The organism is Macrococcus lamae (genome assembly GCF_004359545.1).
Lineage (GTDB): Bacteria > Bacillota > Bacilli > Staphylococcales > Staphylococcaceae > Macrococcus > Macrococcus lamae.
Genome location: NZ_SCWB01000002.1, coordinates 87,819 through 101,436, shown reverse-complemented (window position 1 = coordinate 101,436; position 13,618 = coordinate 87,819). Strand labels below are relative to the sequence as shown.

The 13,618-nt window shown below is 39.5% G+C and carries 12 protein-coding genes; 2 read left to right on the top strand and 10 right to left on the bottom strand.

The window, feature by feature from the left end:
• Positions 1–19 precede the first annotated feature (19 nt).
• The 3 genes from ERX29_RS02060 to ERX29_RS02050 are packed head-to-tail and all read right to left on the bottom strand — an operon-like array spanning position 20 to position 2,847.
• Positions 20–1,036 carry a FecCD family ABC transporter permease gene (locus tag ERX29_RS02060; RefSeq protein ID WP_133443024.1) on the bottom strand — a complete coding sequence of 339 codons (1,017 nt, stop codon included), beginning with the start codon at positions 1,034–1,036 and terminating at the stop codon, positions 20–22.
• Positions 1,033–2,031: a FecCD family ABC transporter permease gene (locus ERX29_RS02055; RefSeq protein WP_133443023.1), complete on the bottom strand. Its 999-nt coding sequence runs from the start codon at positions 2,029–2,031 to the stop codon at positions 1,033–1,035. The genes ERX29_RS02060 and ERX29_RS02055 overlap by 4 nt, the downstream gene beginning before the upstream one ends.
• Before the next feature lie 12 nt (positions 2,032–2,043).
• Positions 2,044–2,847 carry an ABC transporter ATP-binding protein gene (locus ERX29_RS02050; protein WP_133443022.1) on the bottom strand — a complete coding sequence of 268 codons (804 nt, stop codon included), beginning with the start codon at positions 2,845–2,847 and terminating at the stop codon, positions 2,044–2,046.
• Positions 2,848–2,957: 110 nt separating this feature from the next.
• On the opposite strand from ERX29_RS02050, the gene ERX29_RS02045 reads away from it, so the two are divergent.
• Entirely contained in the window at positions 2,958–3,989 is a 1,032-nt protein-coding gene (locus tag ERX29_RS02045; RefSeq protein ID WP_133443021.1) for an NAD(P)/FAD-dependent oxidoreductase, read from the top strand.
• Positions 3,990–4,042: 53 nt separating this feature from the next.
• Here the strand turns inward: ERX29_RS02045 and ERX29_RS02040 are convergent, their stop codons facing one another.
• From ERX29_RS02040 to ERX29_RS02025, 4 genes are all read right to left on the bottom strand, one after another.
• Positions 4,043–4,777 (bottom strand): glucosamine-6-phosphate deaminase, encoded by a 735-nt coding sequence (locus ERX29_RS02040; protein WP_133443020.1) that lies wholly within the window; start codon positions 4,775–4,777, stop codon positions 4,043–4,045.
• 12 nt (positions 4,778–4,789) lie between these two features.
• Entirely contained in the window at positions 4,790–5,623 is an 834-nt protein-coding gene (locus ERX29_RS02035; protein ID WP_133443019.1) for a YitT family protein, read from the bottom strand.
• A 129-nt stretch (positions 5,624–5,752) separates the two neighbouring features.
• On the bottom strand, positions 5,753–6,700 hold the full coding sequence (locus ERX29_RS02030; RefSeq protein WP_133443018.1) for an L-lactate dehydrogenase: 948 nt from the start codon (positions 6,698–6,700) through the stop codon (positions 5,753–5,755).
• Between the two features lie 344 nt (positions 6,701–7,044).
• Complete coding sequence (locus tag ERX29_RS02025; RefSeq protein WP_133443017.1) at positions 7,045–8,262, bottom strand: NupC/NupG family nucleoside CNT transporter; 1,218 nt, start codon at positions 8,260–8,262, stop codon at positions 7,045–7,047.
• Positions 8,263–8,553: 291 nt separating this feature from the next.
• On the opposite strand from ERX29_RS02025, the gene ERX29_RS02020 reads away from it, so the two are divergent.
• The gene (locus tag ERX29_RS02020; RefSeq protein ID WP_133443016.1) at positions 8,554–9,840 is read left to right on the top strand and encodes a DUF1958 domain-containing protein; all 1,287 of its coding nucleotides are present in this window, start codon (positions 8,554–8,556) and stop codon (positions 9,838–9,840) included.
• Positions 9,841–9,888: 48 nt separating this feature from the next.
• On the opposite strand, the gene ERX29_RS02015 is transcribed toward ERX29_RS02020, so the two are convergent.
• From ERX29_RS02015 to ERX29_RS02005, 3 genes are all read right to left on the bottom strand, one after another.
• Positions 9,889–11,463 carry a putative ABC transporter permease subunit gene (locus ERX29_RS02015; RefSeq protein ID WP_133443015.1) on the bottom strand — a complete coding sequence of 525 codons (1,575 nt, stop codon included), beginning with the start codon at positions 11,461–11,463 and terminating at the stop codon, positions 9,889–9,891.
• A complete protein-coding gene (locus tag ERX29_RS02010) occupies positions 11,460–12,212 on the bottom strand; it encodes an ABC transporter ATP-binding protein (RefSeq protein ID WP_243719944.1) in 753 nt (250 codons plus the stop codon). Before ERX29_RS02010 ends, ERX29_RS02015 begins: the two co-directional genes overlap by 4 nt.
• 87 nt (positions 12,213–12,299) lie before the next feature.
• Positions 12,300–13,514, bottom strand: coding sequence for a putative multidrug effflux MFS transporter TcaB (locus ERX29_RS02005; protein WP_133443013.1), 1,215 nt, complete (start codon positions 13,512–13,514; stop codon positions 12,300–12,302).
• Between the last annotated feature and the right edge of the window lie 104 nt (positions 13,515–13,618).

Below are 13,618 nucleotides of genomic sequence, written 5' to 3'. Positions count from 1 at the left end.
CTATCTGTATTGAGTTGAGCTAAAATTGCGTCTTCCTGCTCATCAAATATAAGAAGTAAGGAGCACCGATAATACTTACGATGATTCCTGCCGGTATACCTTGAGGCTGAAGCAGCACTCTACCAAGCGTATCAGAAAGCGCCAGCAATATTGCACCGATCAGCAGTGCAAGAGGCATAAACAGCTGATGTCTTGGTCCAACCATACTTCTTGCAATATGTGGACCGAGAAGCCCGATGAACCCAATCCCTCCGCTTACTGCAACAGCACTAGAACTCAGAAGAACAGCGAGCAGCACTATGATGATATTCTGTCTTCCTACATTGATACCGACACCACGCGATATATGATCATGTGTGTTCAATATATTAAGGATATTCGCTCGCATAAATACAAACGGAACGATTATCAGAATTATAATTCCCAGCATCATTGCAAAAGGCCATGTATCTCCCCAAATACTTCCCGCAAACCATGTGGATACAAACTCAATCTGGTCCTTGTTAAATGTAGTCGTCATCATAATAGATGCACCGCTAAGTGCTGTAGCCAATCCGACACCCATCAGAACCATCCGGACCGGATTGATCCCTTCCAGTTTTTTATAGCTCAGAACAAATATGATCAGTGCCGTTAACACACCACCAAGTAAACTGAATAACGGTAATGTGTAGATGAATGTAGTACTGTCTACCGGGATGAACATAATAAGAAATACGATGGCAAAACCACTGCCGGCGTTAATTCCGATAATTCCAGGATCAGCGAGTGGATTCTTCGTAATGCTTTGCAGAAGCCCTCCGCTCAGCGCCAGCGCAGCACCACTTAATATAGTGACAAGCAGCCGCGGCATACGAAATTCATAAAGAATCATCTGCTCAGTTGACGTTCCCTGACCCAATAATGTTCTGAAAAACTCAGTGAAGCTCATTTTAAAATCACCAGTCGTCATACTGAGCGCCATTACACCGAGCAGTAGAATCGATAAGATGATGAAATAAATATTTTGACGTCTTTTTTTATGTGCTTCTATCATAAGATTTTACCGTCCCTTCTTACTAGGTAGATAAAGAATGGGACACCGACCAGAGATATAATGGCGCCTAGCGGGTTTTCACCGGTCATTCGAGCAACAATGTCAGCTATAACGATGAATGTTCCGCCGATCAGCGCTGAAAAAGGAATGATCAGACGGTAATCGGTGCCAACTATAAAACGAGCAATATGAGGAACCATCAGACCGACAAACGCGAGTGATCCTACTAACGCAACAGCAACACCGGCAAGGATCATCGTCAGAATTGAGAATACTGTTCTAATAACACCTGTATTCACTCCTAATCCTTGTGCCATTTCTTCTCCAAGACTGAGAGCGGTGAGTTGTCTTGCACCTATTGTAGTAATAAGCAGCACACTTATAATGACCGGTGCCGCATAAAAGATTTGCTGCCACGTTGTGCCGGCAACACCGCCGGCTATAAAAAATGTAATACTTTGATTAATTTTAAAGAACAATGCAATGCCATCAGCAAGAGCAGTGAGTAAGGCAGTGACAGCGGCCCCAGCTAATATAATACGCATCGTATTAAAGCCGCCGCGTCGCGACATACCGATCAACATGACAATCGAGCCTCCAATAACAGCACCGATGAAACCAGCAATCATCAGAGCCAGAAAATTCGCTCCAGAGTTAATAGCAAGGAGAATACTGATCACCATTGAAGCGCCTGCATTCAATCCAAGAAGTGATGGATCAGCAAGGGCGTTCTTTGTAACTCCTTGCATAATCGCACCGCTGCATGCTAGAGCCATACCAACAAGTACTGCTGCAATTTCCCGGGGAATACGAATATCCCTGATAATGTTATGACTCTCAATATTACGGTAGTTGAACAGTGCGTTATAAACCTCCTGCAATGAATAATTTTCACTGCCAAGACAGAATGACAGGATCAGTAATAGCAGCAGGACTGCAAGCAGGATAACACCCCATAATTTTATTGGTAACTTTCTTCTATTATTCAGCTTCATTGATGGGACTCCTTAAATCCGTGTGTAATGCTTACAAAGTAAATCATAAGTAACGAGCATAGGTTTTCCGGTTCTAGGGTCTGTGCTCAGTTCAGCATCAATATTAAAGACTTCTTCAAGTACTTCGTTAGTCAATACATCCGTAATGGCACCTTGAGTCACAATTTTACCTTTTTTCATCGCGATGATATGGTCAGAAAATCTGACTGCCTGATTGATATCATGAAGCACCATAATAATAGTCGTGCCGCGTTCTTTATTCAATGATTGAACCAGTTCGAGAATTTCAAGTTGATGGGAGATATCAAGATAAGTGGTCGGTTCATCAAGAAAAATGATCTCTGTTTCTTGAGCGAGCGCCATAGCAATCCAGACTCGCTGCCTTTGACCGCCGCTTAATCCGTTGACAGGTCGATATCTGAATTCATATGTCCCAGTAGAACGCAAGGCCCAGTCAATCGTCTGTTTGTCTTCTTTCGTCAATCTGCCAAAGCCCTTCTGGTACGGGAAACGACCGTAACTTACAAGCTCACTCACTGTTAATCCATCAGCCACAACAGGTGACTGAGGGAGAATTGCAATCTTTTTTGCCACTTCCTTAGTGGAAGATTGATGGATGTTTGTGCCATCGAGCATGACTTGTCCGTGTTTTACTTCTATAATACGTGACAGTGCTTTTAATAAAGTTGATTTTCCGCACCCATTCGGACCGATAATAGAAGTAATTTTATGATCAGCAATATCGACGCTCAAACCTCTGATAATCTCATGGTCATCATAGCTTACCGTAATATTATCTCCTCTTAATCTCCCCATAAATATCCTTCTTTCACAATTTTGTAAATGATAATCATTATCAATGCATTCATTTTATAGTATAATATATATCAAATCAAGATAACTTACCTTTAAAGGAGCTATTTCCTATGAACAATATATTGGATGTCACAGTAATTGGCGGCGGTCCAGCAGGTCTTTACTCAGCGTTCTATGCAGGATTACGAGGAATGAAAGTGCGCATTATTGAATATCATGACAAGCTCGGCGGCAAGGTTAATCTGTACCCTGAGAAATTCATATGGGATATCGGCGGTATTGCGCCAAAACCTGCAGCAATGATTGCACCGGAAATGATTATGCAGGGTCTGACTTTTAACCCGGAAGTCAATTTGAATGAAAAAGTCGTGAATATTATTAAACACGGACATCAGCACTTCGAAGTCGTTACAGAGAAGACGAGCTTCTACTCCAGAGCCGTGATTATAGCAGTCGGCAGCGGAATCATCTCGCCGATGAAACTTGCGATTGAAGGCTGTGAACGTTATGAAGTGAATAACCTTCACTACGTCGTGCCATCATTGAAGCGCTTCGAACACAAACGTGTATTAATTTCTGGCGGCGGTAATGCAGCAGTAGACTGGGCTTATGAAATTGCGCCATTTGCGAAAAGTGTTCATATTCTGTGTCGCAAAGACGATTTCAAAGGGCACGAGGAAATGGTCCGCAAATTAGACGACCGCGGCGTGAATAAAGTGATGAGTCATTCCATTAGTTCACTGCAGGCAACAGATGATCATATAGAATCCGTAATCATTGAACATTGCCGGACGCGAGAAAAATCCGAATTGTTCATTGACGATGTGATTATCAATCATGGTTTCCATATGGAATGCGATATGCTGGATAACTGTGACGTCAAATTAGAACGTAAAGATAATTTCTATATTAAAGGAAATGCAGATTCATCAACTAATGTTGAAGGAGTATACGCAGTCGGAGATATTTTATCTCATGACAGTAAAGTTCAGTTAATCGCAGGCTGTTTCCATGATGCAGCAAATGCGGCGAATCTGGCAAAAACTTATATCAATCCTGAGGCACAGGAAGCTGGAACTGTATCAAGCCATAACGAAGTATTCAATGAAAAAAATGAAGAACTCATGCAGATGTTCACATAAAAGATATCAACCGGTCGGCAATACAGATTGCCGACCGGTTTTCATTAATATCCTTATCTTTTAATTAACCTCGCAGTAGCATTGTCCATAACAATCTCTACATTTTTATGAGTCAGCAGACTGCTCGCGGGTATAAGTTCATCAGGTGCTTTCATACTGTATAGTTTAGCCATGATCTCTGCTTTCTTCTCCCCTAATGCGAGTAGAATGATACGTTCTGAAGATAGGATGGTATCAATTCCCATAGAAATAGCTTTTGTCGGTACTTCTTCCTCATCTTCAAAATAACGTGAATTCGCTGCTATCGTCGTTTCTGTCAAATCAACGAGTCTTGTTTTACTATTGAACGGCGTGCCAGGTTCATTGAAACCGATATGCCCGTTCTCCCCTATTCCGAGCAGCTGAATATGAAGCGGTCCTTTTTCTCTAATTGCCTGGTCGTAAGCTTCATTATCTTCTTCAACATCAATTTCGTCATTATCCGGCAGATGAAACTGTGATTCTTTCATCCCTATTTTATCGAATAAATGCTGTTTCATATAAGTCATATAGCTATTTGGATCGTTTTTATCAAGCATAAAGTACTCGTCCAGATTAAATGTTTCAAGACAGCTGATATCCGTATGATTCACTTGCAATAATTCAACCAGCTTAAGATAGACGTCTTTCATTGTACCACCCGTTGCCAGTCCAAGAAGTGTACACTTGTTGTAATGTATTTCTTTAAACATCTCGATTGCTACGTAATGACTCGCATCCTGTCTGCTGCCTAAATTAATGAATCTCATAACTGCCTCCTTTTAATCTTCTGGTATAAAGCCGTTTCCGAGCACATCCCGCACATCATGGACAACAACAAAGGCCTCTGCATCTATTTTTCGGATCATGCGTTTTGCCCGGGTAAGCTGTATTTTATTAATAACGCAGTATAGTACATCTGTTTCTCTCTTTGTATAATACCCTTTACCGTTAAGCAAAGTCACACCCCGACCGATATCTTCGTCCAGCATTTTAGCAATGGGTTCAGGATTCTGTGAAATAATAGTGACGGCTTTCTTAGGGTTCAGACCTTCGATCATGAAATCCATCGCTTTTGTCCCGATGTAAAGTCCAAGTGTTGTCAGCAGAGCTTTTTCGACCGGAATAACTGTGAGGGAAATCACTACGACTATCAGATCAAAAAACAATAGGGCATAAGACGTGCTGACGTCTAGATATTTATGAGCTATACGCGCGAGAATAGTCGTCCCGGCAGTTGTGCCTCCGACGATAACAATCAGTCCGATACCGATACCTACCAAAAATCCTCCGAATACAGTGCTGACAAGCACTTCATCCAGATGAAGCTGCCAGCTTTCTGTTACTTTCAGGAATACTGCAAGAGTGATAACCGCGACAATAGTAAGAACCATTGAGCGCTTAGAAAGAAATTTATAGCCGACTACAAGCAATACTAAGTTCATCAGCAAAGTAGTCCAGGCCGGGGACCAGCCAAATGCATATAATAATGTCAGTGATAATCCCGTGACGCCCCCTTCCCCGAGATGGGCAGGTATAATAAATGTATTCACTCCTATTGAAAAGATAAAACAACCTAGTATGACAATCATGACAGTTTTAAATGAAATGTTCATAATACTCCTCTCTCTTGATCAATTAATATAGTTTTTATTTTAATAAATAGTCAATCTATGACTTCTTCATTATAAAAAAGGTGCCGGCTAAAAGCCAACACCTTCTGTTTTATTATCTTTAAGTCATTGTCAATTAAAGAATGACGATTGAATGCCTTTTAATGTATCAACAGAATGATCAAACTTTTGTTGTTCTTCTTCTGATAAAGGCGATTCAATGATTTGTCTGATACCGTTTCTGTTAATCACTGCCGGCACACCGATATAAACATCGTCATGACTATATTGACCATCCAGTTTAGCTGATACAGTGAGAACAACATCCTGGTTATTTAAGATTGCTTTAGTGATACGCATCAACCCCATCGCTACACCGTAATAAGTGGCACCTTTAGCTTCAATGATATCATAAGCTGCATGACGGACACGATTAAAGATATCATCCATACAGTCTTCTTTTTCGGGCTGTTCTTTCAACAAATCTTTAAGTGAAATGCCTGCAATGTTCGCACCGCTCCACACAGCAAGCTCTGAGTCGCCATGTTCACCAATGATATTGGCATGAACACTTGAAGGTGCGACATTGAACTCTTCACTAAGTAAGTATCTGAAACGCGCCGTATCAAGTATAGTGCCGGAACCAATTACACGATCATATGGCAGCCCTGAAAATTTCCAAGTTGCGTAAGTTAATATATCAACCGGGTTAGTAGCGACAATGAAAATACCGTCAAAACCTGACGTCATAATCTCATCAATAATAGATTTGAAAATCTTCATATTTTTGCTCACTAAATCCAGTCGTGTTTCACCCGGTTTCTGAGCAGCACCTGCACATAGCACAACAATCGAAGCATCATGGCAGTCTGCATACGTTCCAGCATAAATCTTCATAGGATTTGGAGCATAAAGCAACCCATGATTTAAATCCATCACATCACCGCGTGCTTTTTCAGTATTGAGATCGATAATGACGAATTCATCACATAGCCCTTGATTCAAGACAGAAAATGCAAAGCTTGAACCGACAGCCCCATTACCGACGAGCACTACTTTATTTCCTTTAATATTTTTCATTATAAAGACTCCCTTAAACCTATATTATAAAATATCGTATTAAGTTGTTATATACTTCACAATTTAATTATAAATTTTTCCATTTATGAAAGCAATAAATTTGTGATTTATTTCACAAATATTTCAACAATCAATTCAAAAAAAAACTGGTTCTAAAAAGAACCAGTTCCGTTTCATTCAGCGGCTACATTTTTCTTCGGCAATAATGCGCGTTGTAACTTACGTCTTAGATCTCTAAGCGTCCGAGTTTTCATGAAAAAGCCCCCTTTTTCATCTATCTCTATCAGTTACATTTTACCACTTTATTGTTAATATTTCATCAATTTAATTTAAGTCTTTGTAAATTACCAGCTGAATAATCCAACAAATGCAGCTGATAACAAGGATACTAAAATACCTGCAAGCAGCATCATTGGCACATATTTACTAATGAAGTCAGAAGTCTTTTCATCGACAATACCTTTTAATGTCCCAATAATCATACCGACAGTTGAGAAGTTAGCAAACGAAATCAAGAATGTGACAAGAACAGCTGTCATATGTGGAGAAAATGTTTTCAGTGAATCCTTAATCCCTAACATAACAACGAATTCGTTAGTAATGATTTTCGTCGCCATATGACCGCCGACTACCTTCGCCTCATTCCATGGAAGTCCAAGCAGCATGGCAAACGGTGCCATATAGAAGCCGAGAATATCAGCGAGACGTACTTTTTCGTGTGTGAAGCGATCCAGTAATGAGAGCAACATATCAACAAAGTGTGCCAGTGCAACGAATGCAATCAAGAACGCGATGATGATTAAAACTAATTTACCTGCACCGAGTACTGAGTCTCCGAGGAATGAGAAGAATGGCTGACGTTTTTCCTCTTTAATCTCAACTACATAATCTTCTTCCGGTGCTAACTTCACAGGATTAAGAATTGTACTGATGATAATCGCATTGATGATGTTAAGTGGAATCGCTGTTAATACAAGCTCACCCGGCACCATCGTGACATAAGCACCGACGATTGACCCCGAAATACAGCTCATTGACATTAAAGCGATTGTCAGTACACGCGCGGCATTCATTTCTCGAACTTGCGCTTGAGACACTGCCAGTGCTTCTGTATTTCCGAGCACCATCATCTCCACTGAGAAGAATGATTCAAATTTCGGCTGACCTGTAACCTTACCGATTAACCAGCCCATCCATTTGATGATGAACGGCAGCACACCGATATACATTAAAATATCAAACAATGGTACGACGAATAATATAGGAAGTAATGCAGATACAGCCATATCCATTTTGCCTGGACCAGGTGCAGTCCAGCTACCGAACGGCATGCCGATACCGACATAAGCAGCCTGCAGCATCCAGCTGAAACCATCTGCTACCCATTTAACTGCATCTCGTCCCCATGGAAACTGCGTGAAAAACCATGCCAAAAATAAGTTGACAACAAGCATAATAACAACAGATTTCCAGTCGATATTCTTTTTGTCGCGTGAAAATAAATAAGCTACTAGAATAAAAACAAAAATACCTAAAACATTAAGTAATAAATAGAGATTCATAATTTCCACCTTTACATTTTTTGAGTGTAGAAAGATTATAGCATTATAAAAGTTTAAATGGATATATATTTTTTCAAAAAAACGAACAATATTTTAAAAAATTAAGTAAATATCATTTAAAAATCGAATGATATGATTAATAACACCGCTTACATTACTATAACATACAGTATTAATCAGAATTAAGTGTTATCCTTATTTAGCAGTGTCATTTCAATAATGATACAAATACTGTGTATATGTTAATATAAGTAGATATCATCGATCATCCATAGTAAAGAGGAAATTAAAATGAAAACTATTTTTACAAAATTTCTGTTCATACTGATACTGAGCCAGCTCCTTATCACACCGGTTTATGCTAAGTCTCCAGTAGAAATTGCTAATCAGCAAGGTTACAATCTTGATTCAAAGTATAATCCTCAAGGGACTATCGTGATTGCCGCTAAAAATGGTCAGGTTCTTTATGCAGATCACCCAGATACAAAGTGGCCGCCTGCATCTATGTCCAAATTAATGACACTGTACTTGGTCTTTAAAGCAATGGATGAAGGAAAGTTTGACTTAAACACTAAAGTAACGGTGAACGATAAGTTTTATGGAATTTCTAAACTGCCGATGCTCAGTAATAATCACTTCAGAAAAGGATCAGTTTATACCGTAGACGAACTCCTGCACATTATGCTGACAGCATCATCAAATTCAGCAACGTTCATGTTGTCATCGTTAGTTAAAAAAGATGATTCTGACTTTGTAGACTTAATGAACAGCACCGCTACAGAGCTCGAGATGAAGAATACATACTATTACAATCCAGCCGGTCCTCCTAATAATCTGCTGCTGCAGTACAAACCGAAGCGCTATCAGAAAGATGATGACAATATTTCTACAGCACGCGATTATGCCATACTAGGACAGCACATCGTCAATGAATTCCCAGAAGTGCTGGAATACACTAAACAATTGAATGTCACTGTTAAAAAGGGAACCCCTGATGAAGAAACTTTTGGAACGTATAACCATTCATTAGAAGGGGCAAAACTTGGTTACAAAGGAGTAGACGGTCTGAAAACAGGGTCCAGCGATACAGCGGGATTTGATACTACAATTACCGGCAAACAAAATGGAATGCGTATCGTGCAGGTAATCATGGGAGTTGAAGACTGGTACGATTTGCCGGCAGAATTCAATCGCAATAAAATTGCAAATGCTATTATGGACGATGTCTATAGTCAGTATAGTTATAAGAAAGTTCTAAATAAAGGTCGCTATCAGCACGGTGATAGAGAATACTATATACATAATGACTTGTATGATGTAGTAAAAAAAGGAACTACGGGGAAACTTAACTTTGAGAACGGTAAAGCTTCCTATCAGTATGATCGAAAGTTTGTCACGTCTGACAGTACTTCAGCGAGTGTTACTTATGAAGATTACAGGCAGTATCAAATCAAGAAATTTATCGACGATCATTTCGTCTGGATTGTAATTAGTATTACCTTATCCATCATTCTCGGAGTTCTTCTCATGCTGTACTATTTCAAACCGAATATGTTCACTAACTTATGGGAACAATAAATAAACCCAGACATCCTTTCAACAAGCCAAGGATGTCTGGGTTTATTTTTAATCTACATATTTGACATCTAGGCCGAACTCATAGCTTTCGCACGCTTTCTTCATCATCGTCTTGTAGAAGAAAAATCCTGCTACTGCCATAATCACAGTGAATATTAAGAAACGGATGTTGAGTGGTAAATTAAAGATGCCAAGCAATGTCTGCATAATAACAACAAACAATATAATACCCCCTACACAAAACAGCATGAGAAATGATGTTCCCATCCCTACTCTTTTACTTGGTGTCTTCTTACTTATCTGTGGTTCTTTCGTGCCAAAGTAAATTCCAAGAGGCGTAAGTGCAAAAGAAGTAATCACGCACAGAATCACTCCGTATATAATATGCAACGGTTCAGCTTTTACTACAATACCAAAAATGATGATGGGGATAGCGAAACAAAATGCTGATCCGACCGACACAAGTTTCCACTTAGCATTCACCACATCTTTAAAATTAATAGGCAGACTGTAGAGAATATCCTGCTGTTCTGCATCTTTAGCAGTCAACCGAGCTGCAATCATAGTTGCTACATAACTTGTTCCACCAATGGCCAGACCAATCAACAGCACGCCTATCGACAGCTCAGAAATCGCTCGAAGCTCCTGAACACCACCACTCTGCATGATGATAAAAACAACGTAAGGGACGGGGATGATGATTTGCGGTAGAATTGCTGAGATTTCCTTGAAATCTCTGACAATAAGTTTAAAATCTTTCTTCATCAATGATCGTTCAGCTGTATCGATACCTTCCTGAACTTTAGGTGAGCGAACTTTAGTCGAAGATTCCACTGTGAAATCCTGCTGTCCGTATCGCATTAAAAGCTGGGTGAGTAAGTAAAATAATAAGACACCGAGCAGCAGAACTCCGACTGCAATGCATACGTCAATAGTAGAATGCTGTTTTTTAATCACAGCGTCTGACACCCAGTTGAATGGAAGATAATCTGTTAACGGTGTTAACTTTTTGCCGATCGAATTCGCCGGCCCTATAATGATAAAATAAAACAGGGCGCCTGCTATCCCTAAAAGTCCGGTCATTATTTCGTTAATTTTGTTTTTCGGCAGTACCTTTGTCAGTAAGAAGATAAAGCAGAAGGTTAAAGAAAGATAAAAAAGAATAAATCCTAATAAACTGACCATTACTAATATACCAATTGTCATACTCTGATAATCTTTATAAAGAAGTATTGAAATTGTCAGTCCGATTAGTAGATAGACCCATAAGACTGATGATAGAAAAAGCTTAATCATCTTCACTAAAAAAATCTGATGAATACTTATCGGTAATAACAGCAGCTGTTTAATGTCATTTGCTATAAAGAAGTCCTTAATAATAATGGTGACCGTACTAATGAATACGATTATCCCGCCGTACAAAAAGATATAGCTTAAGAAGGTTCTCTGAAAATCCAGCGATTGATTAGCGAAACCGAATGATAGCACAGAAATTATTAGAGGCACTCCAATGATTGCTATAAAGACATAGGCAAGGATCGTCCATAATTTAGTCGTATCAGACAAACCTTTGAATGAATTTATAAGGCTCTGCCACTCCATCTTCAACATCGCAAAAATCATATAGAGACTCCCTTGGTCAGTTCCAGGAAAACATCTTCAAGTGTGGCATCCGGCAGGTGACTCATTTCCTGCAGCTCACTTAAATTACCTTCCACCTTAATACTGCCATTGTATACGATAGCAATACGGTCAGCCATCTGCTCAGCTATTTCCAGTATATGTGTCGTTAAAAAAACCGTCTTCCCTTGATCACACTGCATTCTTAAATAATTTTTTAAATTGCGAGTACTAAGTGGATCCAATCCTACTGTGGGTTCATCAAGAAAAATAATATCAGGGTCATGCATCAGGCTGGCTACCAGCACAATCTTTTGTTTCATTCCATGTGAGTATCCTTCTATCAACTGTCCGGTCTTTCCTTCAAGATCAAACAGTTGGAGTAGTTCATCTCTTTTAGAAAGATAATAATCTTGGTCCATCTTAAAAATAGAAGCAATGAAATTCAAATATTCATCTCCCGTCAGCTTTCCTAACGTGTGAGGAGTATCTGGAATAAAGCTGAATCGTTCCTTTAATTCTAAAGCATGCCGTTCAAAATCCATGCCGAACATCTTAACTGAACCAGAGTCAGGCTTTAACAATCCGATTAACATTTTGATGGTTGTCGACTTTCCTGAACCATTTGGTCCTAAAAAGGCAAATAATTCTCCGTAGTCTACCTTCAAGTCAATGTTCCGTACCGCTGCTGTTCCATTAAAAGACTTCCCAAGACTATGTGCTTCGATTGCATAATTATAGCGCTCGTCCAACCCGCTTCCCCCTCTTACCATATTAAGATAAGTTTATCCTAACAGTTAAAAACTGTAAATATCATCGCATAATAAAAATAGGGAGGGTTATTTATCCGATTCAAGAGCGAAACGATTTAATACGAAGATCCTCAGAAGCTGAGCGATAACGCTTACTGTTATGATAATGATCAAAAACGGTATAAAACTATCTTCGCCCATCAATCCGACTAATGGAGACAATAATCCGCCTATTAAAAATTGCGTGAGTCCAAGTATTGCTGAAGCACTGCCCGCACCTTGCTGCTGTACTTGCATTGCCAATGAAAATCCCGTTGTCCCGATCATACTGACTGGTGCAATCAGCAGAAAAAATGATACGAAAAGCAACCACACTGGAAGATGGAGTAGCAGCACTATGGCTGTCATTATCATTCCAATAAATTGTATATTCTGTCCCAGTTTCAAAATTCTCAGCTCAGATATACGATCAACGAGACGAGAAGTTATTTGACTAAAAAGGATAAGACCTACTCCATTTACTGCAAACATCAGACTGAACTGCTGAGCAGAAATATGATAGATTTCCTGGGTGATAAACGGTGATCCTGCTATATAGCTGAACAATACTCCATAAGTTAATGCTTGAAGTGCAAGTAAGATGAGGAATTTGTGGTTACTCAGCAATGCTTTGAAATCATAAAAAATAGATGTAAAATCTGCGTTCTTAAGACTCGATTTCGGGAGACTTTCCTTTAAGAATAAAATGCTCATTACAAACATGAGGATGCCATAACCAGCCAGGATGTAAAACACTGTCTGCCACACTGAAAAGCTCAAAATCAAACCACCGATAATCGGTGCAAGTATCGGTGCAAGTCCATTGACAAGCATCAACATACTCATGAACTTTGTTAAGTCTTTCCCTTTATACAGATCTGCTGAAATTGCCCGCGCAATCACTGCTCCTGCTCCACCGGCAAAACCTTGAAAAAATCTGAAGAGAGTAAGTAATTCCACCGTTGATGCAATGGCACACAATAAAGACATTAAGGCATAAACTATCAATACGATAAGCAATGGTCCTTTTCGTCCTGTTACATCAGTGATAGGTCCGACAAACAATTGTCCGACAGCAAGACCAATCATGCATGCTGTCAAGCTCAGTTGAATACTTGAAGTCGTTGCTCCAAAGTCATCTGCCACACTGGGCAGAGCAGGCAGATACATATCTAGTGATAACGGACCAAAAGCAGCAAGCAGTCCAAGCACAATGACTAGCTTCCATTGAGTTTTTGTGTGATTAGAATAAGAATTCATCATGCTTAGCTCCTTTACTGCATTATACAATAAATAGTTACTAAGCTGATTGTTTGTTTGATGAATTTCTATAAGGGAAAATATAATTAACAAACAAATGGAAGAAG

Bases quoted from the DNA above. Each gene is read 5' to 3' on its own strand.
- ERX29_RS02055 (WP_133443023.1), bottom strand. From the start codon at position 2,031: ATGAAGCTGAATAATAGAAGAAAGTTACCAATAAAATTATGGGGTGTT.
- ERX29_RS02045 (WP_133443021.1), top strand. From the start codon at position 2,958: ATGAACAATATATTGGATGTCACAGTAATTGGCGGCGGTCCAGCAGGT.
- ERX29_RS02030 (WP_133443018.1), bottom strand. From the start codon at position 6,700: ATGAAAAATATTAAAGGAAATAAAGTAGTGCTCGTCGGTAATGGGGCT.
- ERX29_RS02040 (WP_133443020.1), bottom strand. From the start codon at position 4,777: ATGAGATTCATTAATTTAGGCAGCAGACAGGATGCGAGTCATTACGTA.
- ERX29_RS02020 (WP_133443016.1), top strand. From the start codon at position 8,554: ATGAAAACTATTTTTACAAAATTTCTGTTCATACTGATACTGAGCCAG.
- ERX29_RS02035 (WP_133443019.1), bottom strand. From the start codon at position 5,623: ATGAACATTTCATTTAAAACTGTCATGATTGTCATACTAGGTTGTTTT.
- ERX29_RS02005 (WP_133443013.1), bottom strand. From the start codon at position 13,514: ATGATGAATTCTTATTCTAATCACACAAAAACTCAATGGAAGCTAGTC.
- ERX29_RS02025 (WP_133443017.1), bottom strand. From the start codon at position 8,262: ATGAATCTCTATTTATTACTTAATGTTTTAGGTATTTTTGTTTTTATT.
- ERX29_RS02015 (WP_133443015.1), bottom strand. From the start codon at position 11,463: ATGATTTTTGCGATGTTGAAGATGGAGTGGCAGAGCCTTATAAATTCA.
- ERX29_RS02060 (WP_133443024.1), bottom strand. From the start codon at position 1,036: ATGATAGAAGCACATAAAAAAAGACGTCAAAATATTTATTTCATCATC.
- ERX29_RS02050 (WP_133443022.1), bottom strand. From the start codon at position 2,847: ATGGGGAGATTAAGAGGAGATAATATTACGGTAAGCTATGATGACCAT.